This window comes from Candidatus Binatia bacterium (genome assembly GCA_036504975.1).
Classification (GTDB): Bacteria; Desulfobacterota; Binatia; order UBA9968; family UBA9968; genus JAJPJQ01.
In genome coordinates, this window is record DASXUF010000030.1 from 1 (window position 1) to 23,594 (window position 23,594).

Below are 23,594 nucleotides of genomic sequence, written 5' to 3' on the forward strand. Positions count from 1 at the left end.
TATGGGATCTCCACTGGGTGAAAGAGCTGGATGACGAAGGCTTCATCGATGGTTTGATAACGCAGATGAGACACTGACGGAACTTCGTAATCCTATGCCTGAAAGTTTTCGCGGCCCGCGCAAATTTTTCAACGGTCCCGAACTCTGGGACGGGGGGATTTACTCGCGCCAAGACGCCAAGAACGCAAAGTTAAAAGAAATTTTTCTTGGCGGCCTTTGCGCCTTTGCGCGAGATATTCCCATTTGGTTGAGGCTTTGCCGCGCTATGCTCTTCGTCGTGAAAAATATCTCTTTCAATGTTGCGCTCGCATTGTTGCTTGCCCTGGTTTCTGCAGGTCGGGCAATCCCGCAGGAGAAAAAGCTCGAAGGCCTCAACGTCGCTTATACATCGGCCACTGCAACGCGGGCTCCGCTTTGGATTGCGAAGGAAACCGGTCTGTTTGAAAAATATGGACTCGACGCCAAGCTCATTTACATCCGGGCGGGCAGCCCATCGATCAGCGCTCTCATTTCGGGCGACGTGCATTTGAGTTCCGATCCGGCCTCCGCCGCGGCCATCGCGGCCGCGCGCGGCGCCCCCGTCGTCGTCATCGGCACTTATGGTTTGGCGAGCTATCGGCTGGTGGCCCATCCCTCGATCGCGTCCCTACAACAGCTGAAGGGCAAGACCATCGGCAGCGTTCGTCCGGGCAGCGGGCCGGATGCGCTACTCTACCGCTTCCTTCCGAAGCTCGGCCTGGTTCCCGGGCGCGACGTGACGATCCTTCCGACCGGCATTTCGGAATCCAACAAGAGAATCCAAGGAATGCTCCAAGGCAACTTCGACGCCACTCTGGCAAGCTGGGATAACATCGTTCAAATGGAAATCCTGGGGCAAAAAATCAACGTTCTCGCCGACCCCGCTGAGTTTGGCGTTCGCACCACGGTGAGCGATCTTACCTCCACGCGGCAGGTCTTGAAGGAGCGCCGAGCGGCCGTGAAGGGATTTCTGCGGGCTTTTGTCGAGGCCGGGTGGATGGGACGCCGGGACAAAGAGCTGGCGTTTCGCATTTTTCGAAAATATCTCCGAGTTGAAGATCCCAAATTGTTGGACTCCATGCATAAGAACTACCTGGGGCCGGGAAATCCGTTGAAGCCTTATCCCTTGGAAGAGGCGCTGGAAGCTGATATCGAGTACCTCAGCAAAACGCTCGTCCCCGAACTCAAGGGGAAAAGCGCCGCCGACTTCATCGACGCCGGCCTCCTCCGAGAGCTCGAAAAAGAAAATTTCTTCGCCCGTCTGGAGCAGCGATGAAAAATCTATTGTCCTGTCTAAGGAGTTCAATGAATAGTTTACGCCCTTCTGTACCCCCCTTTGGCAAAGGGGGGCAAGGGGGGATTTCGAGAGCGCTGGCAGATAAAATCCCCCTTAGTCCCCCTTTTTCAAAGGGGGATTTTCATAACTTCAGCCGCACTCGCGATTATTATAAGGAGTAGACCGATGGGAGAAATTCTCGGCATCGGGATGACCCATGCGCCGCACCTTCAGTTTACCGACGAGAGCATGGCCAATGTTCTCAAGCGCCTGCTCAAAAGCGAGCGCACGCCCGCCGAGATGAAGGATGCAAAGAACTGGCCCGCGGGGATGCGCGCGGAGTGGGGCAGCGATGAGGGACTCACGGCCGCGCGCAGCCATCGCGCGGCTCTGCTCGAGGGCGTGCGCGCCGCGCGCGCGGCGCTCGACGCCTTCAAACCCGATTTCGTTTTAATCTGGGGCGATGACCAGTACGAAAACTTTCGCGAGGATTTGGTGCCGCCCTTCTGCGTCTACGCTCTCGATGAAGTGGACTGCGCGCTCTTTAAGGGGAGCGACGGTCTCGGCGCCAGCGCGAACGTCTGGAACGAGCCGGCGGACAAAGTCGTGAAAGTCAAAGGGCACCGGGAGGCGGCCAATCTTCTCGCGCGGAAGTTGCTCGCGAGCGGGTTTGACGTGGCGTGGTCCTATCGATTGCGCCACGCCGAGGGGCTGAGCCACGCATTCGCGCGCACGCTTCTCTACTTGGACTACGATCGCAAGGGTTTTGCCTATCCCGTTATCCCTTTCCACGTGAACTGCTACGGCAGCGATTTGAGGATCAAAGGAGAATCTATCGAGGGCCGGCCGCCGCCGTCGCCGCTGCCGTGGCGTTGCTACGACCTGGGGAAACAAGTTGCACACATCATGGAGGAAAGCCCGTGGCGCGCAGCGCTGGTCGGCTCGTCGAGCTGGTCGCACGGGACGCTCACGGCGAAGCATCACTTCCTCTACCCGGACGTGGAGGTGGACCGGCAGCGCTTTTCGGAGCTCAAGTCCGGGGAGTTACGGAAGTGGCGCGATTTGGACCATGATCAAATGCGCTCCTCGGGGCAGCACGAGATGCTGAACTGGATCTGTCTTGCGGGCGCTATGGAAGGGCGCAAGGCTTCGCTCGAACTTTTTGTCGAGTCTTACATTTTCAACTCGGATAAGGCTACGGTCTTATTTCCCCCCGGGGTGCAATAGCGGCCCTCACCCCTTCCCTCTCCCGCTCGCGGGAGAGGGTGAGGGAGAGGGCAAACTTGCGAAAGCAGCCTGGTAGAGAGAGATGGCAAAGCTCGTAGAGATCATCGGCATCACGCACAGCCCGAATTTGCCGGGGATGATCCTGGAGCCCAATCCCGAGCCGGCGATCGTTCAGGCGGCCGAGGACTACGAGTCGATGAAAAAAAGAATGGCCGGCTTGAGGCCCGATCTGCTGCTCGTGATCGCAAGCGATCATCTGAACCAGTTCTTCATGGACAACATGCCGCCGTTTCTGATTGGCAAAGCGCCAAGGGCCGAAGGGCCGTTTGCGCATGAGATGCGCACGTTCGGCATAGCGCCCTATCGCGCTGAGATCGACGTCGACGTGGCAAAGGGTCTGCTGCAGTCGGGGTCGAAGCTGGGCGTAGACTTCGCCTTTTCGGACGAGTTTCGGCTGGATCATGCCTTTACCGTGCCGCTCAATTTTATCCGGCCGGAAATGGATTTGCCCATCGTCCCCATCTTTACCAATGTCATGGCGCCGCCCATTCCGCCGGCGCGCCGTTTTTACGAAGTCGGCAAGGCGATACGGAGGATGATCGAGGAGCTGCCCGCGGATAAGCGCGTGGCCGTGGTGTCGAGCGGTCATCTCGCGATCGAGATCGGCGGACCGAAGGAAGGGCGTTCCTCTTCGGACCCGGAGTTCGATCGGCGGATGATGGATCTGATCGGCAGGGGAGATGTCGAGACCGTCATTGAGGAAGCAACCTGGGATCGAATGATGGCGGCCGGAAACGTGACTCCCGGTTTCTCTAATTTCGTATTGCTGATGGGACTGGCTGATGGGAAAGCGCCCAACGCTTCGGGAGTGCGCTTCCCGAAATCCAAAGGATCGGTTCCGTATATGGCCTGGGATATTGAAACGGGAGTGCTACCGTGAGCCGATACCAGGTGGACAAGGTGATGCGCGAGGTTATCCTGGACGAGAAGGCCTTGAGCGCCTTTAGAGCGGACGGAACGAAGTTTCTCGAAGGCCGCGACCTGACAGAAGAAGAAAGAGCGGCGTTGATCGACGTCGATTACGCCGCGCTCTACCGGCTTGGAGCTCATCCTTTTCTTCTCAACGGCTTTACGCCGCGGGCGTGGAAGGGCGACAAAGCGGCCTTGCGCGCCGAGTACAGAAAAAAGATCGCGCCGTTCGGCTATCCGGACTTCTCCACGTAGCGCGGTGTCTCAAACTTCGTAATACTATGCTTAATAGTTTTCGCGGCTTGCGCAAATTTTCTTGGCACCGATCCTAAGTTGCGGAATCGACAAGAAAATACGATCTCACCACGAAGGACACGAAGGAAGAAACGAAGGGAGAAGGCATCTCGCGCAAAGACGCAAAGTCCGCCAACGCTCCTCAAATCCCCCTGTTTCCCCCTTTGTCAAAGGGGGATGAAAGGGGGATTTCTGAATTTCTTTGCGTGCTTGGCGTCTTGGCGCGATGACTTAAACTTCGTGCTCTTCGGAGCGCCTTCGTGGTGAAATGTTTGTTTCTACTTTGGTTGCGGCGTAGCTGCGCTGTGCTCTTCGTGGTGAGAGGATTTTAACCACGAAGGACACGAAGGTCGCGAAGGAAGACAACACGGCTCGCGCAAAGGCGCAAAGTGCGCCAAGGGAGACGGTCAATAATCCGGCCTGGCAATTTTTGAAAGGTAAGAAGAGGATTTCATGGCACAGAAAAAAAATCCAACGATAGCAGATCTGAAGCGACGCCTGATAGACGCGATCAGAGTCCTCAGCGCGGAGGGCGTCCTGGACGGGTCCGGCCACTTGAGCGTAAAGATTCCTGGAACGGAAACCTTTCTCATCAATCCGAGATACGCGGGGATCCTCGCCGATCCCGCGGACCTCTGCGCCGTCGATTTTTCTGGAAAGAGAATTGCAGGGAAGGAACCGATCCCCCTGGAGACCCCCATCCACAGCGTCATTTACCGGACGCGTTCCGATGTCGGAAGCGTTCTCCACTGCCACCCTCGATTTGGCATACTCATGGGACTGCAGGAGTCCGGTCTGATCCCTTTCAATCGTGACGCCAGGATGTTCGCCGACGGAGTTCCGGTTTTTCCGGACAGCGCCGGCATTCGTACGGACAAGCTTGCGTCGCAGATGGTGGAAGCGATGGGCGATCACTACGCCGTGTTTCTCAAAGGCCACGGCATCGTCGTTTCAGAGCGGACGATCGAGGGCACGGCGGTCTCCGCGATCCGGTTGGAGAGAGCGGCGCGCGATCAACTCTTGCTCGCGTCGTTCAGCCCGCCCCGGCCTCTGACGGATGGGGCCAGAGGCAGGATCCGATCTCGAATGGATCATCCCTATCGGATATGGCCGTACCTTTTATACCAGCACGGGATTAGATCAAAGAAAGAGGCGAAGCGACTCACCCGCTCGATGATGAAGAATATCTGGCCGGACGAAGTGCCATAAAAGCCCACCGCCGTTCGCTTGGTCAATCTGGTGCGACCACCATAAACGAGCAGTGATCGTAGGCCGGCAAAAGGCAAAACGGAATGACAACTGAGATTTGTTCGCCTGGGATTGTGTGCCTTGACACGATAACCGGCTGCGCATATAGACTCTCGGTCTAAATAGTGATTGATCATGATGGGATTTGATAAATGAAGATCGAGGGACGTTTCATGTTTCCGGCCGCTGCGCAGGAGGTGTGGAACTTGTTGACTGATCCGCAGTCGCTTCAAGCATGCACGCCGGGCTGTAAGAAGTTGACTGAAGTGGGCGCCGACGAATTCGCGGCCACGATGGAAATCGGCGTCGGCCCCATCAAGGGGACGTTCGGCGGCAAGATTTCGCTGCGCGAAAAAAATCCACCCTTGAGCTACAAGCTCGTTGTCGAGGGCTCCGGCGCCGCCGGGTTTGTGCGCGGCGAGGGGACGCTCACGCTGGACGAAGCCGAAGGCGACAAGACGGCCGTTCTCGTGAGCGGCGACGCGCAGGTAGGAGGTCTCATCGCCGGCGTCGGCCAGCGTCTGCTTGAGGGAGTGTCGAAGCAAATGATGGGGCAATTTTTTCGTTGCCTGCAGAGTCAGCTTGCGACACGAATCGCAAAATCCAGTGGCTGATCGTCATAACAGAGGAGGATTTTATGCCGCTTGAAAAGGTGCGCATTCCGCGCGGCGCCACGACCTTTGCAGGCGTCCTGGCCGTGCCAGAGGGTCGAGGGCCATTTCCGGGGATCATCATGATCCCGACAATCAAGGCTCTGGATGAGTTTGCCGCCGACGTCGTCGAGCGGCTTGCCGCGGAGGGCTTCGTAGCGTTGGGAGTGGATATCTTCGATCATCCCGGGATTCCGGAAGATCCTTTCAAAAGGCCGGGGTGCCAACCTGATGAGCAAGTGCTGGGAGATTTAGACGCGGCTTTGGCCATGCTGCGAAGCCATCCGCTGGTCGGCGATCAACCGGTCTTTGCGTGGGGCTATTGCATCGGCGGCCGCTTCGCTCTCCTCTGGCCGACCTATCAAGCAGAGTTGGCCGGCGCGGCTTCCTTTCATGGATTTCCTACCAACGACACGAGGAATCCCAACACGCCCACTCAGCCGCTGGACCGCGCATCGCATCTGCAGACGCCGGTGATCGCCTGCTTCGGCGAGGCGGACCGTCTCGTGCCGATGAAGGACGTGCATGATTACCGGAAAGAGCTGGAGGCGCAGGGAAAAATATTTGAGGTTCACACCTACCCCGGCGCCGATCACGGCTGGACAAACGCGAAAGGCCCCGCGTATCGTAAGGAAGCTGCCGACGATTGCTGGAGTCGCGCTCTGGAATTCTTGCGCCGCCACGCAACGACGAAAACCAGGGCGGCCTCGGCTGGAGGCAGGTAAAGAACCAGCCAAACATATTTCAAATTCTCCGTTGGATTTTGGATTTACAGAACGCAAAAAAGATGACTCGCGCAAAGACGCAAAGCACGCCAAGGTTTCTCAAATCCCCCTCTTTCCCCCTTTGTCAAAGGGGGATGAAAGGGGGATTTTTTTGCGGTCTTGGCGTCTTGGCGGGATAAATTGTGTTGAAGCCCTTTTGTTCAAGATTTGTGGTGGGACAGAGCACCAACATACAAGTGGCACAGAGCGATCTATGAAACCGCCCCGATTTGATTATTACGATCCTAGAACCCTGCAAGAGGCGCTGGAGATTCTTGACGCGCACCAGGGCGACGGCAAGGTTCTCGCCGGCGGGCAGAGCCTGATGCCGCTGTTGAACATGCGTTTGGCGCGGCCAAAGGTCGTCGTCGATATCAATCGGATCCAAGCTCTGAGCTATATCCGTCCGATGGAAAGCGGCGTCGCGATCGGCGCGAATGCGCGCCAGCGCGCCCTGCAACAAGAAAATCTTATCGCCGAGCGCCTGCCGCTGCTGCGCGAGGCGGCGTATTACATCGCGCACCCGCAGATTCGCAGCCGCGGAACCATCTGCGGCAGCCTCGCGCACGCCGACCCGGCGGCCGAGCTGCCGGCTCTGGCGATGGCGCTCGATGCGGAGCTGGTGGCCACCGGGCTCAGAGGAGCGCGAACCATCCCGAGCGACTCCTTCTTTCTAAGTTTCTTTACGACAGACTTGCAGCCCAACGAAATTCTCACCGAGGTGCGCTTTCCCGCGCCGCCCAAGGATATGGCCTGGTCGATTCTTGAAGTGAGCCGGCGTCATGGCGACTTCGCGCTCGTTGGGATCGTTGCCGGGTTGGCCGTGGACCAGGAGCGGCAGGCGGTGACCGACGCTCGTCTGATTTACTTCGGCGTCGGTCCGACTCCCATCAGGGTTAAACAGGCCGAAAGAGCGCTTATCGGGCAGCGTCCGGCAGAGGCGGCATGGGACGCCGCCGCGCGAGTCGCCGGCCAAGGGATCGATCCCAGCAACGATATTCATGCCACGGAGGAATATCGCCGCGCTGTCGCCGCGACGCTGACCAAACGCGCGCTCCGCGCCGCGCTCGGGAAGTTAAAAGATCTGAATGCTTCGACGGGCTCAGCATGAACGGGAAACTATCCATGTTTTCAAGAAGTAATCCGTTGACTCATCCGTTCGTCCTGATCCCTCGACAGGCTCGGGACTAAAGGCTGTCGAGGGAGCCTGTCCTGAGGCCCCTCGAAGGATCGAAGGATGAACGGAGTTAGAGGTCACTAATGGCAACGAGTCGAACAGTCAAAGTGCGCGTCAACGGCGTGGATCATGAAGCAACCGTGGAAGCGCGTAAAACCCTGGTGGACTTTCTGCGCGAGGACCTCGGTCTTACGGGCACAAACGTGGGATGCGAGCACGGCGTGTGCGGCGCCTGCACGATACTGATGAATGGAGAAACCGTGCGCTCCTGCATCATGCTTGCGGTCCAGGCCGACGGCGCCGAGCTGATGACCGTGGAAGGTCTGGCGCAGCCCGGCGGCGAGCTGCATCCGATTCAAGAATCGTTCCGGGACAAGCACGGGCTCCAATGCGGCTTTTGCACGCCGGGATTTCTCATGACCACCTATGAACTTCTCAGCAAACACCCGCACGCGGACGAGGAAGAGATCAAGGAGTGGCTCTCGGGAAATCTCTGCCGATGCACCGGCTACCAGGACATACTGGAGTCAGTTAAATTGGCGGCCACTCGGCTACGTAATCCCTAGCGAGGTAAGTCTGTGGCAGCGGCCGAGCCCAAACTTCCCGAGCAACTTCCCGTCACCCAACCCCGCCACGTGGGTAAAGACAGCCCGCGCATGGAGGATCCCCTGATGGTCACGGGGAAGGTCGAGTACGGCAATGACATCCGGGCTCCGGGCATGCTGCACGCCGCCATTCTCAGAAGCCCGCACGCGCACGCTTTGATTAAATCCATCGATGCGTCCCGCGCCGAAAAACTTCCCGGCGTGGCCGCCGTGCTGACCGGTAAAGAGGTTAAGAGTTGGTCGCGTCCCGTGTTCGGCGTCCCCGAGGGCTGGACGGGATACGCACTGGCGGTAGAAAAAACCCATTGGGTGGGGGAGCCCGTGGCGGTGATTGCGGCCACCGACCGCTACATTGCGGAAGACGCGCTCGAACTGATCGAAGTCGAATACGAACCCTTGGAGACGGTGGCCGATGCGCTCAAAGCAGTGACGGGAGAAGGACCGTATGTCCTGGAAGGCAAACAGAGCAACGTCGCCTATGATCGTAAATTTTCCTTCGGCGATGTGCCAGGCTCTTTCGCCGCCGCGGACGTGATCGTGCGCGAGCGCTTTCGCTGGCATCGCAGCAGCGGCAATCCGATCGAAACTTGTGTTTGCATCGCGGACTGGAATCCGGTTACCGGGATGCTGACCTTGCGCGGCAGCCACCGCTCGCCTCACCTCATCCTGCCGGCGCTGGTGATTTCCCTGGGAGTTTCCTCGCAGCAAGTGCGCATCATCCAATCGCCGTTGGGCGGCAGCTTCGGGGTCAAGACCTTCGCGCGCTACGTGATCCTCATCTCGCTGATGGCGAAAAAGCTCAAAGGCCGTGCGGTCAAATGGACCGAGGACCGCATCGAGCACCTCATCGGCAGCAGCACGCACGCGTGGGACCGCCACTACGAATGCGCGCTGGCGCTGAAACAGGACGGCACCGTCACCGGGATGAAAATGGAACTCATCGACGATCTCGGCGCTTTCTCCGAGTGGCTCGCGATCGGGATGCTCTTAAAGCCGCTGCTCTGCCTCGGGAGCTGCTATCGCATCCCCAACGTCGAATATGCGTGTAAGGGCCTGGTGACGAACAAAACACCGCAAGGACCGCTCAGGGCCTTCGGGCTGCCGCCGCACTTCTGGGTCCTCGAACAACTTCTCGACGTGGCCGCCAAGAAGCTGGGGCTGGAGCGAAACGAAATTCGCCGGCGCAATTTCATCAAGAAAGAAGAGTTTCCGTACGTTTCGCCTTCCGGCAACGTGTATGATAGCGGCGATTACGAAGGCAGCCTCAAGTTGCTGTTGGAAAAATCCGGCTACGATCGACTTCTTAAAGAACAAGAAAAAGCGCGGTCTGAGGGGCGGCTGGTCGGCTTGGGCGTCGTGAGCAGCATCGAACCCGGCTTAACCGGCCCGCCGATGCTGGCCTTGGCCGCGCCGCGCATTTTCAGCCGGACGTCGTCGCCGGAGGGAATTCTCGTCCGCATCGACGGCTTCGGAAAGCTGATCGCAGAGCTCGGTTTCCCGCCGGGAGGGCAGAGCCAACACAGCTTCGTGCGCCAGATTCTGGCGGACTACTTCGGCGTCGAACTGGAAGACGTTCAAGTCATCACCGTGGACAGCCTGAGCATGCAACCGAGCACCGGACCGATCTCCAGCTCGATGGCGATCGCGCTCACCGGCGCCGTGCTCGGCGCCGCGGCGCGCTTAGCCGACAAATTGAAGCGAGTGGCGGCGGTGATGCTGGAAGCGCGCGCGGACGATATCGAGCTTCTCGACGGCCAGTTCCGCGTGCGCGGCGTGCCGGGAAAAACATTGGCGGCGGCGCAGGTCTCGCAGTTCATGATGGCGCGGCCCGATTTGCTGCCGGAAGGAATCGACGGAAATCCCGAGGCGACTTATGTTTGGAACCCGCCGGATCGCACCATTCCCGACGAACGGGGTTTCGGTCGCTATAGTGTCACCGCGGCGGGAGCCCAACATCTCTGCATGGTGGAAGTGGACCGCGCGACGGGGCAGGTCAAAATCCTCAAGTACGTTATGGTCGATGACTGCGGCGTGCGCCTCAATCCCAGCGTCGTGCGCGGCATGCTGATGGGCGGAATGGCGCACGGCGTGGGCGCCGCGCTGCTCGAAGAATACGTCTATGACGAGAACGGGCAGATGCTGACCTCTTCCTATATGGATTATCTCTTGCCGACGATTATGGAGGTGCCGGCGGCCGAGGAGCACGAGATGTGCACGCCGTCGCCGATCGCGCCGCTTGGAGTCAAAGGCGTAGGCGAAGGGGCTCTGCACACGACGCCCGCGGCGGTGTTGTGCGCGGTGAATGACGCGCTGGAACCGCTCGGGATCAGAATCACGGAGGCGCCCATGTCGCCGCTGAGAGTGTGGAAGGCGCTGCAGGGGGCGAGCCGGTAAGAAAGACGTGTGAACGCGAGAACCTATTGATACACACCATGCTTCGACAAGCTCAGCATGAACGGAAAAAATTGATTGCGCCATTCATGATGCCGTTCGCCCTGAGCGTCGTCGAAGGGTGAACGGCATGAGCAAGAGAGAACCGCGAAATTTAAGCGAGCTGCCGTTAACCCAGCCCCGCTACCTGGGCAAGGACACGGCCCGCATCGAGGACGCCGCGCTCCTCACGGGGAGGGCGGAGTTTGGGGATAATTTGGCGTTTCCCGGCATGCTGTTCGCGGCGATTTTGCGCAGCCCTCATGCCCACGCCCGCATCAAGCGCATCGACACCTCGAAGGCACAAAAGCTCCAAGGCGTCGTCGCGGTCGTTACCGGGGAGGATGCCAAAGCGTGGTCCGAGCCCGTTCCGGGTTTCCCCATCGGCTGGGCGGGCCACTGTCTCGCGGTGGACAAGGCGACGTTTGTCGGCGATCCCGTCGCCGCGGTCGCCGCGACGAGCCGTTATATCGCGGAAGACGCGCTCGAACTGATCGAGGTCGAATACGAAATCCTCAAGCCGGTCACAGATCCGCGCAAAGCGCTCGACGCGGACAGTCCCATCATCTGGGAGCACCACGGCACCAACCTGATTTACCATCGTCTCTTCACCTTCGGCGCCGTCGATCACGCGTTTGCCGAGGCGCACGTCGTGGTCAAGGACGATTTTCGTTGGACGCGGGCCAGCGGGAACCCGATCGAGACGTGCAACTGCATCGTCGAGTGGCGTCCCGATCAGTCGTTGAATGCCTGGGGCGGCTTTCAGGGCACCGGATTTTACGTCGCATCGGTCGCCCGCGGCCTGCGGCTGCCGGCGCACAAAATCCGCATCAAGCCATTGCCTCACGGGGGCTCCTTCGGCACGAAGATTTTTCCCCACGCGATCATCCGGATCGCCTTGCTTTCCCGTAAGGCCGGAGGACGGCACGTGAAGTGGATAGAGGATCGGATCGAGCACCTGGTGAGCAGTTACACGCACGGCCCGGACCGCTATTACTCGGCGGAAATGGCGCTGACGCGCGACGGGGAGATCACGGGATTTCGCGTGAAAGTGCTCGACGATCTGGGCGCCCATGCCGTATCCGTCGCCATCGGCAAGGCCCTGAAGCCTCTGTCGGCGTTTACCGGGCCTTACCGCATACGTAACGCCCAGTACGATCTCACTGTGGTGGCGACCAACAAGTGCCCGCAGGGTTCCTATCGCGGCTGGGGCGTGCCGTCTCACAACTTGGCTATGGAGCATTGCGTCGATCTCGCGGCGCGCAAGCTCGGCCTCGACCCGGTGGAAATTCGGCGGCGCAATTTGCTCCGTCCCGACCAGTTTCCCTACGAGGCCCCTAACGGCGCTAGATACGATAGCGGCGACTACCAACGCACGATGGACATGGCGCTCGAGCTGGCGGGTTATCCAACCTTGCGCGAAGAACAAGCGCGGGCCCGCGCCGACGGACGATTGGTGGGGATCGGCGTCTGCACGGGCGTTGAGCTAAGCGCCGTGGCCATGAGCATGTTTACCTTGCTCGGCCCCGGCGCGCCGTTCGGCACCTCGATGCCCGAGAGCGCCCGCGTGCGGATCGATGCCAGCGGCAAGATCATCGGCGAAGTTACTTTTCCTTGGGAAGGGCAAGGCCAGCATACTTTCGCGACCAACCTGCTGGCCGATTACTTCGGCGTCGACCGCGACGACGTCGAGGTGATCGCGGTGGACAGCCTGTCGGCCGGGCCGGGAACGGGGCCCATCGGGAGTCGCCAAGCCGTCATGCTCTCCGGCGCCATCCTGGGCGCGGCCGACAGGATCGCGGAAAAGCTGCGCAAGGTGGCCGGCGTGATTTTGGAAGCGAACGCGGACGATATCGAGCTCATCAACGGCCAACTGAGAGTCAAGGGCTCTCCCGAGAAAGCTTTGCCGCTTCAGAAAGTGATTACGGTCATGCTCACCCGTTCCGATCTGCTGCCCGAAGGCGTCGACGGCAACCCCGAGGCGAGCTACACCTACAATCCGCCGGACCGCAAGCTGCCGGACCCGGAGGGTCGCGCGAGCTTCGACCTCACGGCCGCGAACAACACCCACGTGGTCATGGTCGAAGTGGATCGAGAGACCGGACAGGTGCAGGTGCTCAAGTATGTCATCGCCGATGACTGCGGCGTCAGATTGAATCCGGCAATCGTCGAAGGTATGATCCAGGGCGCCGTGGCTCAAGGGATGGGCCAAACGCTGCTCGAGGAACACGTCTATGATGAAAACGGCCAGTACCTTACCTCCACGTTCATGGACTACTTGCTGCCGACGATTTGGGAAGTGCCCATGACCGAGAGGACGTACACGGAGACCCCATCCCCGTTTTCTCCCATGGGAGTCAAAGGCGCAGGAGAGAGCGCCGTGCTGGCGACGCCGGCCGCCTTGTTAAGCGCCATCAATGACGCTCTCTTCCCTCTGGGCGTTCGCTGCACCACCGTTCCCGCATCCCCATTACGACTCTGGCAGCTGATCCAAACCGCGCAGAAACCCTAGCTACGACATACCATTCGAAGATTAATCCCCGAGGAGGAAACAGCATGAAGGTTTTCACGTTTGATTTTGTTCCTTACGGTAAAGATCTGACCGGCCGCTTGAAATATCCCGTCGGCAGGGAAAATTTTGAGTCCGAGGTTGCCGCCAAGACTTACGAGAACCACGTCGAACAGTTCCAACTCATGGAAGAAGTCGGCTTCGACGGTGTCTGTCTGAACGAGCATCACGGCAGCCCGTACAGCCTGGACAACTCGCCCAATCTGTTTTTGGCGTATGTTGCCGCCAAGACGAAACGAATCAAGCTCGCCATGGCCGGCAATCTGCTGCCGCTCCACGGCCATCCGTTGCGCGTGGCCGAGGAACTCGCGATGCTCGATAACCTTACGCGCGGCCGCATCATCGCCGGATTCGTGCGCGGCATTCCGCGCGAGTACCTCGCGCTCGGCATCCCCATAAGAGAGGGCCGGCCGCGCTTTGAAGAAGCCCTCGACGTGATTATCAAGGCCTGGACCAACGACCTGCTCAATCACGACGGCCAGTTCTACCATTACAAAGACGTGGACATGTGGCCGCGGCCTTACCAGAGTCCGCACCCTCCCATCTGGGTGGGCGCCATCGGTCCGGAGCCGACGCGCAACGTGGCCAAACGGCCGGGAGTAACGCTGTGCTCTACTTTCCAGCCGACGGCCGGGATCAAGAAACAGCTCCAGGTGTTCCGCGAGGCGTGCGCCGAGTTCGGCCGTCCGTGCACGGCGAACGACGTCCTGCTCGCGCGCCACGTATTCGTCGCCGAAAGCCAGAAAGAGGCGGAGAAGCTATGTAAGAAGCACTTTGAGTACTATTTCCAAAACCTCCTAGGGGAGATCAATAACGCGGCCATCAAAAGAATACTCGATATGAACCCCGAGATGACCTTTGAACAGGTCAAGACCCCTTATCCTTTCGATGTCACGCCGATGGAAAAAATGCGCGACGACGGCTTCGTGTTGGTCGGAACCCCCGACCGGGTGTACCAAGATTTGCTGGGGCAGTACGAAGAGCTGGGCGGCTTCGGCACCTTCATGGCGATCGTGCGCATGGGCGCGATGCCGCAGGAGATGGTTCTCAATAACGTCCGTCTGTTCGGCAAAGAGGTGATTCCGCGGCTGCATGCGGTAGGTTAAGTAATCCCTCACCCTAACCCTCTCCCTGAGGGAGAGGGAATGGGTGAGGGGAGGCAACGAAGAAAAAAAGCGCAGGAGGAAAGATCATGGCTAACGTCGCTGAAAAGTTTGTTCAGGCGGGTGACTATCGCACGCACTATTGGGAAGCGGGACAAGGCGAGACGGTTTTGATGCTCCACTCCGCCGATCCAGGAGCAGGAGGCTGGCTGGAGTTTCGGGAAAATATCGAACCGTTGAGCCGACACTTCAAAGTGCTCGCCCCGGACATCATTGGATTTGGAAAAACCGATTCGCCCACGAGAGACCTAAGACACCCGGCCTATGTGGAACACATGGTGCAATTTCTCGATGCGGTCGGAGTGAAAAAGACGCACTTGATCGGCAACTGCCGCGGCGGTCTGATCAGCATCTCGGTTGCGGCGGAACACCCGGACCGGGTGGGGCGCGTGATCCTCATCGGCAACGCCGGCGGCGGTATTCCACCTGAGTTGGAGCAGAAAGCTCTGGCGCCTTACGCCAATTACCAGGCGACACCGGAGAATCTGAAGGCGCATCTCGACCGGGCCTACTTCAACGCCGAACAATGCGCGCCCCCGGATATCTTCAATCAGTACCTGGAGTCGAGCGCGCGCCAATACGGGGCGTACGCAAAATTGGGCTGCTATCCGATGGATGTGCCGAATCTAAGACCGCTGCTGGCGAAGATGACCGTGCCCGTGCTGTTCGTCACGGGCAGAGAGAACAAGGTGCTGCCGATCGAGCAAGCGCTGGTCGCCTTCGGGATGACGCCGGGCGCCCGGTTTTATGCGATTTCCGGTTGCGGGCTGCACGCTCAGACGGAGCATCCGAAAGAGTTCAACCGCATCGCCCTCGAATTTCTCAAGGGAGAATTGAACTAGCATCCCTCACCCTAACCCTCTCCCTGAGGGAGAGGGAAGGGTGAGGGAAAACAATATGAAGCCGGCACCGTTCAGCTATTTTCGGCCTGCAAGCTTGGATGAGGCGCTGGGTCTGCTGAGAACTCATGGCGACGAGGCTAAGGCTCTGGCGGGCGGGCAGAGTCTCGTGCCGCTCATGAACTTCCGCCTGGCGCGACCCCGCTTTCTCGTCGACCTCAACCGGATCGAAGGGTTGAGCGAAATCCGAGTCCACGATCGCGGAGTGACCCTGGGCGCCATGGTCCGACAGCGCGAAGTCGAGCAGTCGCGATCGATCGCCGAGCGGCTGCCGATCTTATCCGAAGCGGTGGAGCTCGTAGGTCATCCCGCCATTCGCAATCGCGGCACCGTCGGCGGCAGCCTCGTGCACGCCGATCCCGCTGCGGAATTGCCGCTGCTGTCGATCGCATTGGGCGCAAGCTTCCATATCCAAAGCGTTCGGGAAAAGCGGTCGGTCGCCGCGAGCGACTTCTATCAAGGCTACCTGGCGACGGCCATCGCGCCGGATGAGCTGTTGATCGGCGTTGACCTTCCCCTGCCACCCCGAGGTGTCGGATGGTGCTTCACGGAGGTCGCGCGGCGGCACGGAGATTTTGCCATCGTCGCCGCCGCCGTCCTCCTGGGTTGCAACGATGATCGAAAGGTGAGCTTCGCGCGCGTCGCTCTCGGCGGAGTCGGTCCCGTCCCCGTTCGTATAGCCGAGGCCGAACAGATAATTTTGGGCCGGAAACCGGGCGCTGAACTCTATCGTCGGGCGGGCGATGCCGCGGCTCAAGCCGTGGATCCCCTGACCGATATCCACGCCTCTTCCGGCTATCGGCGCCAACTTGCGGGCGTGTTGGTGCGCCGCGCCCTCAACGTCGCCGAGAGGCGGGTTGGAGGCGGGCATTGAAACCATACAAATCTCCCCTAGCCCCTCTTTTTCAAAGAGGGGTAACGCTACGGGATCGTGAGGAATTAGGAACTGAGTGTAAGAAATTCCCCCTTTGGAAAAGGGGGATAAAGGGGGATTTTGTAGGTGCTCGGGCACAATGTGGCCGGATCGTTTGAGGGAGCTGAGTTTTTTGTCAGATCAAACTGAAAAAATCCCCATCGCTCTTGTTGTCAACGGCAGACGGCATCTCGCGACGGTCGAGCCGCGTCGCTCGCTTGTGGATTTTTTGCGCCATGATCTCGGATTGGTCGGAACGCACGTCGGCTGCGAGCACGGCGTGTGCGGCGCTTGCACCGTGATGCTCAACGGCCGCACGGTGCGTTCCTGTTTGCTCTTTGCCGCCCAGGCCGACGGCGAAGAAGTTCTCACGATTGAAGGGCTCGGAACGGATGAGGCGCTTCATCCGCTGCAGCAGGCGTTTCAGCGGCACCACGCGCTCCAGTGCGGCTTTTGCACTCCCGGAATGATCCTGGCGGCGCTCGAGCTTCTGCGCGACAACCCGGATCCGACGGACGAGGAAATACGCGCCGGCCTCGGCGGCAATCTCTGCATGTGCACGGGCTACGTCAATATCGTGCGCGCCGTGCGCGCCGCGGCGCGGGGCGAAAAGGTCAAATGATTTTTTTGATCGCGCCAAGACGCCAAGAACGCAAAGGTCCGAATGGTTTCTTTCTTGGCACCCCCTTCGACTTCGCTCAGGACATGCTTTGCGCCTTTGTGCGAGTCCACTCCGATTTGGTTGCGGCGCAGCCGCGGCGTGGCCTTCGTGGTGAATAAGTCTTTTGTGAATTAAACGACTCATATGGAAACCAAATGGGTCGGGCGACCCCTGGAGCGCGTAGAGGACCGCGCGCTCCTGACCCAAGGGGGTCATTTCATCGATGATCTTGCGCTGCCCGGTCTCGCCCACGCGGCCTACGTCAGGAGTCCTCACGCCCGCGCCCTGATCCGTCACATCGACGTTCGCCGCGCGCTCGCGCATCCGGGAGTCTACGCGGTTATCACCGGCGAAGAGGTGGCCCAGCTCACACGGCCCCAGCGGGGCCGGGTGCCGCTTCCCAACTCCCCCAAGGTTTATGCTTTGGCCTATCAGCAGGCGCGCTACGTCGGCGAGCCCGTCGTGGGCATCGCGGCGGTCGACCGGGCCAGCGCGGAGGATGCGGCCGATCTCGTGCAGGTTGAATACGATCCTTTGCCTCCGGTTGTGGACCCCGAAGAGGCTCTCAAACCTGGCGCTCCTTTAGTATTCGAAGAGGTCGGTTCCAACGTTCTCTGGCACAACACGTTTCCTTACGGCGACGTCGAAGGCGCGTTCGCGCAAGCGGACGTTGTGGTCAAAGAGCGCGTCGCGATTCACCGGTATTGCTCCACGCCGCTGGAAACGTTCGGCGTCATGGCGCGCTACGAAGCTGCGACGCAAACGTTCACCATCTGGGGCCATACGCAGCAGCCCGGCCAGGACCTCCATGTGCTCGCGGCCTCGTTCGGTATCTCGCCGGGTAATATTCGTCTGATCGTTCCGCCAATGGGCGGTTCGTTCGGCAATAAGGTGCGGCCGCTGTTTATCATTGCCGCCGCGCTGCTCGCGCGCAAGGCGGGCAGGCCGGTAAAGTGGATCGAAGATCGGCGCGAGAATCTTTTGGCGCTCGGCCATTCCGCGGACGGCATCATGGACATGACTGCGGCGGTCAAGTCCGACGGGACCGTCCTGGCCGTAAAATTTCGCAACGTTGAAAACGAGGGCGCCGGCATAGACTTCGCCGGACGGCATAACCTGCTCATGCTGAGCAACATCGTGAACTGTTACCGTTTCCGCGCGGTTTCTTACGAAGGCTATTCGGTTGTCACCAACCGCTGTCCGGTGGTCGCGAATCGCGGCATCGGCAAGCCCTTCATGTGTTTTGCCGTGGAAAGAATGATGGACGCCGTGGCGCGGTCGCTGAAGCTCGACCGAACCGAAATCCGCTTTCGGAATTTCATCCAACCGGATGAATTTCCGTATGACACTCCCTCAGGCCAGACCTATGACAGCGGCGATTATCCGGAGATGTTGAGGAAGGCGCTCGCCGTTGCGGATTACGAGGGGCTGCGGCGCGAGCAAGCCAAGGGCAGGGAGAGCGGTCGCCTGCTCGGAATCGGCATCGCCACGGCCGTTGAGCCCGGCGGCTCGAACTTAAGCTACGGAATGCTGATCTCAGGTCCCGCCCAGCTTCTTAGCGGTCAGGGCGAGGCGGCGCGCGTGCGCTTGGAAACCGACGGCACGGCTTCGGTTTTCACCGGCGGTCTCGACTCCGGCCAGGGCCATGCCACCGCGCTCGCGCAGATTGTCGCCGACGAGCTGGGCTTGGACGCAAGCCAGATCCGCGTATCGACGACGTTCGACACCGCGAGTCATCCCTATGTTTTGACTTCGGGAGTTTACTCCAACAAGTTCCATGGCCACGACACCGTCGCGGCGATCGGCGCCGCGCGCAAGGTGCGGGAAAAACTCTTAAAGCGCGCCGCCGTCCAACTCGAGGCCAGCGTCGAGGACCTGGAGCTCGGCGAGGGCCGTATTTGGGTCCGCGGCGCGCCGCAGAAGGGGCTGACCGTCGCCCAAGTGGCGAGCCGGGCTTACTGGAGCCTTGCGGACGAGCAGCCGGACGGAGAGCCCGGCCTCGAGGCCCTCCACTACTACAGCAACCCGCTGGCGAAGCGCCCGGATGAAAAGAACAGAGTCCGGGTGCAGCTCGGTTTTGCCAGCGCCGCTCACGTGGCGGTCGTAGAGGTAGATCCGGAAACGTTCGAGATCAAAGTGCTGCGCTACTTTGTCGTTCATGACTGCGGGCGCCAGATCAATCCGGCGATCGTCGAGGGGCAGGTCCATGGCGCCGCCGCCCACGGCATAGCTGCCGCGCTCCTGGAAGAATTTACCTACGACGAAAACGGCCAACTGCTCACGACCAGCTTTATGGATTATCTCAAGCCTACGGCGGCGGACCTGCCCGATATCGAAGGCGAGCGAATGGAAACGCCATCGCCTCTGACTCTGCTCGGAACGAAAGGAGTCGGCGAAGGAGGAGCGGTCGTGGCGCCGGCGGCGGTTGCCAGCGCCGTCGAAGATGCGCTGGCGCCGTTGGGAATTCACATCGCTCAGCTGCCGATTACCCCAAATCGATTGTGGGAGGTTGTCTCGAAACAACAAACGCGTTATGGACGTGCAGAACCGTGAGAGTTAATCACATAAGTTCGACCGTACACAGCGGCGACATCCCCCTTTGAAAAAGGGGGATCGAGGGGGATTTGTTTTTCCGGCGCGATCGAAATCCCCCTAACCCCCTTTTCCAAAGGGGGCACCGGAACAAGATGTTCGAAAAAATTCTGAGACACCACGCCCGAGGAGGAGGCAATAAGTATGGCGAGAACAATGGCCACGACAACGGACGCGTCGAGCGCGCCTTTCGGCTCCGACCTGCATAGTTTTTTGGCGCAGTACGAGCGGGCGTATCCCGATGAAGTGATTCACATCGAGGCGCCTCTCAGCGCGGAGTGGGAGATCACCGCGCTGGCCATGAAGCTGGAGAAAGCGCAGCGCTTCCCGGTTCTCGTCTGTCACAACGTCATCGTCGACGGCAAGCGCGCCGAGATGCCGCTGGTGACTTTTTTGATGGCCGGCCGCCAGCGCCTGGCTCGAGCCCTGGGAGCGGACGTGCGCAAGGCCGGGCTGGCCTGCTACGAGCGCGTCCAGGCGCGGCAGAAACCGATTACTGTATCGCGCGACGAGGCGCCGGTGAAACAGGTGGTGGAGAAAGGATCCGAGATCGATGTGCGCCGCTTTCCCGCCCCGCGCCATCACCGTATGGACCCCGGCCGCTACGTCACGGAAGGCCACTTTCTTACTTTCAACCGCAACACGGGTCGGGACAACTCCGCTATGCAGCGCGGCTGGTTGGCGGGCCGAGACGAGATTCGGGTGTGGCTCGCGCCCAACTCACACAACGCGCACAATCTGCGTTATTGCGAGGAAGCGGGAGAGGACACGCCGGCGGCTTACTGGGTCGGGCATCACCCGCTGGTGCTCTTGGGCGCTCAAACGCATGTCGGACCGGATGAGAGTCACTATGAGGCGGCGGGCGGGACTTTCGGCGCGCCGATGCGCCTGGTTCCATCGGAGACTCTGGGAGAAAAATTCTTAGTGCCGGCGGACGCGGAGGTGATTATCGAAGGCTATATGCCCAAAGGTCAGCGCAAGCCCGAGGGACCTTTTGGCGAATACACCCGCCATGTGGGACCGCAGCGCTGGTGTCCTCTGTTGAAGGTGACGGCGGTGACTTATCGGAAGGATGCTTATTGGGACGACGTGATGGTCGGTCACACGCATTGGCTCATCAGCTTGACCAAGGAGGGCGAAGTGTTCCGCGCGGTGCAGCAGGCCGTGCCCGGAGTCAAAGCGGTGCACGTGCCGATGTCGGGTTGCGGCGTTATGCATGTATACATTCAGATGCGCAAGACCGTGGAAGGACAGGGCAAGACCGCGGCCGTAGCGGCGTTGTCTTCGTATATCGGTCTCAAGCATGCGTTCGTATTCGACGAGGACGTCGACATCTTCGATGAGCGGGAAGTGCTTATGGCGTTGGCGACTCGCTTTCAGGCGGATCGCGGCTTGGTGACGTTGCCGGGAGTGACCGGATCGCCGCTCGATCCCAGCGCTCCCGAGCGGGACATAACGTGCAAGGCCGGCTTCGACTGCACCAAACCGTTGGGCAAGCCTTTCGCCGAGCGGCTGGCGCTCTCGGATGAAGTGCTGGCGCGCATCGATCCTTTGAAGATCATCGGCGAAAAGCGTTGGGGACAGATCCCGGTGGAACCATGGGGATGAGGGGGTTACACCAATCTCTGATTAGGAGGAGCGAAGATGCAAGGCACAATGAAAGCGGCACGCATCTACGGCTTTGAAAAAACCAGCAAGTCGCGCGATCTGCTGCGCGTCGATGAGGTGCCGATTCCCGATATCGAGTCCGGCGAGGTGCTGATCCGCGTGTTACGCGCCGGCCTCAACCATGGCGATTTGCACATGCGTGAGGACGCCGTTCAGTATACGTCCGAGGTCCCGACCATACCTTACCTCCCGATGATCATCGGACATGACGGACTGGGCGAAGTGGTCGAGGTGGGCCCGGACGTGAGCAACGTGCGGGTGGGCGACCGGGTCGTAGTCATGTGTTCCATCACGTGCGGCTTCTGCAAATTTTGCCGCTCCGATCGCCAGCATCTTTGTCTCTCGCACCGCGTCATGGGATTTATCGCCAAGTGGGGCGAGGCGGCCTCGAAACGAATACTGCGCTACAAAGAGGGCCTTTGGGCGGAATATTGCCGCGTGCCCGCCACCAACGTCGTCCCGCTTCGGCCGCAAGACGACATCAACGAGATGTGCAAGGTCTCACAAATGACCGTCGGGTATCGCGCTCTCAAACGGGCGCGCCTGCACAGCGGCGAGACCGTCATCGTCAACAGCGCTTCGGGCATCACGGGAATCGGCACCGTGCTGTCCGCGCTGGCCATGGGGGCGGCGCGCGTGATCGCGGTCGCCCGCAACCCGGTGAGGCTCGAACGAATTCGCGCCATCGATCCGAAGCGGGTGTCGACGGTCGCCCTGGCCAAAGGCGAATCGATCACGAAAACGGTAAAAGAGCTGACCGGCGGTCAAGGAGCGAGCGTGCTCGCCGATCTATCGCCGGCGGGAGTGCAGACCTTGGTCGAATGCATCCGCAACCTCGAGGGCGGCGGCCGTGTAGCGCTGATCGGCGCCAACCCCGAACCGCTCAACCTTCCCGTGAGGTATCTGATGATTCGGTCCATCGAGGTTTGCAGCGTGACCGGCCGCCATTACATAGATTTTCCGGAGCTGCTGGAGCTGGCGCGCCGCGGAGTCATCGATACGCGCCACGTCACCACGCGCTATTTTCCGGTAGAGGCGGTGAACGAGGCCATCGACTACATTGAAAAGCGCGGCGATGATGAGCCGCTCTGGCCCATGTACTCTGCGGATAAGTAGATTATGAATAGCGGGCTGCTGAAAAACACTTCGATCACCCTTCGACAGGCTCAGGGTGAACGGAAGGTGTTTGCAAACGATAGGGCTTTTTCCGTTCGTGCTGAGCTTGTCGAAGCATGAATCCTAATTTTCGGTGCTAGAGGAGCAATCGTGAGACGACAGCTGTTTATAATTATCCTCACGGCGATGTTGTTGCCCTCGCTTGCCGGTGAGGCGAATGCCGGAGTCGCATGGCAGGAAGAATGGGAGCGCATTCTCCAGGCGGCGAAAAAGGAAGGCAAGCTGGCGATGATCGGGCCGCCTGGGGCGGACCGGCGCGATGCGCTCACCGAAACGTTTCAGAAGAAGTTTGGGATCAGCATTGAATACCAAGCCGACCCGGGCGCCGGTCTTTCGCCGCGGCTGAACGCCGAGCGTAAGGCCGAACGGTATCTGTGGGACGTCGTGGTCGTGGGCACCACCACCGGTCTGGAGGTCCTGGTCGCTGGGCGGGTTTTGGATCCGCTCGAACCGGCTCTCATCTTGCCCGAAGTCAAAGACTTAAAACTTTGGCGCGGCGGGGCCCTGGAATTTCTCGACCCGGGGCGACAGCTTCTGGTGATGACCCCGTTTCAGCGCGGAACGCTTTTTCTCAATACCAACTCGGCCAACGCAAAGGAGTTCAAGTCTTATAAAGATCTTCTCGATCCTAAATGGAAGGGAAAAATCGTCGGCGACGATCCGCGCAAGTCAGGTCCAGGCCAGGCGACGTTTACCTTTTTTTATTTACATCCGGAGCTCGGGCCCGAGTTTATCCGGTCTCTCGGCGGCCAAGGGATTACCTTTCTCAAGGATTACGCCCAGGAAGTGAACATGGTCGGCCAGGGGCGCTTTCCGGTGGGCGTCGGTCTTTCCGACAGCCTCGCCGAAGAGCGAGCGAAACAGGGAGTGCCGATCGGCATTGTGGATCCTCGGCAGCTCAAGGAAGGCTCGGACATGAGTCCGGCATCCGGCGGCCTGTCGCTTTTCAATCGGGCGCCGCACCCCAACGCAAGCAAGATCTATATTAACTGGCTCCTCTCGAAAGAGGGCCAAACTATTTACGCGCGGGCCACGGGCTACATCAGCAACCGGCTCGACGTGTCCACCGATCACGCGGCTCCGTGGAGGGTGCCGCAAGCCGGATCGGTCAAAACGTACACGCAGGAAGCTATGGACGTGAAGAAGAAACTCTTGCCGTTGCTGTTTGAGATTTTCGGACAGTAGGACCGAAAGAATTCAGGCTCATGGATGCGCGCAAATTCCCCCTAGCCCCTCTTTTTCAAAGAGGGGTAATGCTGAAACGATTTCCCCCTTTGTAAAAGGGGGATAAAGGG

19 protein-coding genes are annotated in these 23,594 nt (G+C 59.9%); all 19 read left to right on the plus strand.

From position 1 onward, the window contains the following. Nucleotides 1-94: 94 nt before the first annotated feature. On the plus strand, nt 95-1,294 hold the full coding sequence (locus tag VGL70_04585) for an ABC transporter substrate-binding protein (protein ID HEY3302798.1): 1,200 nt from the start codon (nt 95-97) through the stop codon (nt 1,292-1,294). A 186-nt stretch (nt 1,295-1,480) separates the two neighbouring features. Further along, the gene (locus VGL70_04590) at nt 1,481-2,521 is read left to right on the plus strand and encodes an extradiol ring-cleavage dioxygenase (protein HEY3302799.1); all 1,041 of its coding nucleotides are present in this window, start codon (nt 1,481-1,483) and stop codon (nt 2,519-2,521) included. A gap of 82 nt (nt 2,522-2,603) precedes the next feature. Continuing rightward, nucleotides 2,604-3,461 (plus strand): 2,3-dihydroxybiphenyl 1,2-dioxygenase, encoded by an 858-nt coding sequence (locus tag VGL70_04595; GenBank protein ID HEY3302800.1) that lies wholly within the window; start codon nt 2,604-2,606, stop codon nt 3,459-3,461. Continuing rightward, a complete protein-coding gene (locus tag VGL70_04600; GenBank protein ID HEY3302801.1) occupies nt 3,458-3,745 on the plus strand; it encodes a hypothetical protein in 288 nt (95 codons plus the stop codon). The genes VGL70_04595 and VGL70_04600 overlap by 4 nt, the downstream gene beginning before the upstream one ends. A 492-nt stretch (nt 3,746-4,237) precedes the next feature. Continuing rightward, entirely contained in the window at nt 4,238-4,993 is a 756-nt protein-coding gene (locus VGL70_04605; protein ID HEY3302802.1) for a class II aldolase/adducin family protein, read from the plus strand. Nucleotides 4,994-5,184: 191 nt separating this feature from the next. Next, nucleotides 5,185-5,646, plus strand: coding sequence for a carbon monoxide dehydrogenase subunit G (locus VGL70_04610; GenBank protein HEY3302803.1), 462 nt, complete (start codon nt 5,185-5,187; stop codon nt 5,644-5,646). 23 nt (nt 5,647-5,669) lie between these two features. Then, complete coding sequence (locus tag VGL70_04615) at nt 5,670-6,407, plus strand: alpha/beta family hydrolase (protein ID HEY3302804.1); 738 nt, start codon at nt 5,670-5,672, stop codon at nt 6,405-6,407. Nucleotides 6,408-6,660: 253 nt separating this feature from the next. Then, entirely contained in the window at nt 6,661-7,557 is an 897-nt protein-coding gene (locus tag VGL70_04620; protein ID HEY3302805.1) for a xanthine dehydrogenase family protein subunit M, read from the plus strand. A gap of 149 nt (nt 7,558-7,706) precedes the next feature. Continuing rightward, nucleotides 7,707-8,189, plus strand: a complete 483-nt coding sequence (locus VGL70_04625) for a (2Fe-2S)-binding protein (GenBank protein ID HEY3302806.1) — start codon at nt 7,707-7,709, stop codon at nt 8,187-8,189. 12 nt (nt 8,190-8,201) lie between these two features. After that, the gene (locus VGL70_04630) at nt 8,202-10,622 is read left to right on the plus strand and encodes a xanthine dehydrogenase family protein molybdopterin-binding subunit (protein HEY3302807.1); all 2,421 of its coding nucleotides are present in this window, start codon (nt 8,202-8,204) and stop codon (nt 10,620-10,622) included. A 127-nt stretch (nt 10,623-10,749) separates the two neighbouring features. Next, nucleotides 10,750-13,170 (plus strand): xanthine dehydrogenase family protein molybdopterin-binding subunit, encoded by a 2,421-nt coding sequence (locus VGL70_04635; protein HEY3302808.1) that lies wholly within the window; start codon nt 10,750-10,752, stop codon nt 13,168-13,170. A gap of 44 nt (nt 13,171-13,214) precedes the next feature. Next, nucleotides 13,215-14,333, plus strand: a complete 1,119-nt coding sequence (locus VGL70_04640; GenBank protein ID HEY3302809.1) for an LLM class flavin-dependent oxidoreductase — start codon at nt 13,215-13,217, stop codon at nt 14,331-14,333. A gap of 86 nt (nt 14,334-14,419) precedes the next feature. Further along, complete coding sequence (locus VGL70_04645; GenBank protein HEY3302810.1) at nt 14,420-15,232, plus strand: alpha/beta hydrolase; 813 nt, start codon at nt 14,420-14,422, stop codon at nt 15,230-15,232. A 55-nt stretch (nt 15,233-15,287) separates the two neighbouring features. After that, on the plus strand, nt 15,288-16,163 hold the full coding sequence (locus tag VGL70_04650; protein ID HEY3302811.1) for a xanthine dehydrogenase family protein subunit M: 876 nt from the start codon (nt 15,288-15,290) through the stop codon (nt 16,161-16,163). A 172-nt stretch (nt 16,164-16,335) separates the two neighbouring features. Continuing rightward, entirely contained in the window at nt 16,336-16,824 is a 489-nt protein-coding gene (locus VGL70_04655) for a (2Fe-2S)-binding protein (GenBank protein ID HEY3302812.1), read from the plus strand. 183 nt (nt 16,825-17,007) lie between these two features. Next, on the plus strand, nt 17,008-19,416 hold the full coding sequence (locus tag VGL70_04660) for a xanthine dehydrogenase family protein molybdopterin-binding subunit (GenBank protein HEY3302813.1): 2,409 nt from the start codon (nt 17,008-17,010) through the stop codon (nt 19,414-19,416). A 183-nt stretch (nt 19,417-19,599) separates the two neighbouring features. Next, entirely contained in the window at nt 19,600-21,063 is a 1,464-nt protein-coding gene (locus VGL70_04665; GenBank protein ID HEY3302814.1) for a UbiD family decarboxylase, read from the plus strand. Nucleotides 21,064-21,099: 36 nt separating this feature from the next. Continuing rightward, nucleotides 21,100-22,239, plus strand: a complete 1,140-nt coding sequence (locus VGL70_04670; protein HEY3302815.1) for an alcohol dehydrogenase catalytic domain-containing protein — start codon at nt 21,100-21,102, stop codon at nt 22,237-22,239. Between the two features lie 150 nt (nt 22,240-22,389). Next, nucleotides 22,390-23,484 carry an extracellular solute-binding protein gene (locus tag VGL70_04675; GenBank protein ID HEY3302816.1) on the plus strand — a complete coding sequence of 365 codons (1,095 nt, stop codon included), beginning with the start codon at nt 22,390-22,392 and terminating at the stop codon, nt 23,482-23,484. Nucleotides 23,485-23,594: the final 110 nt, after the last annotated feature.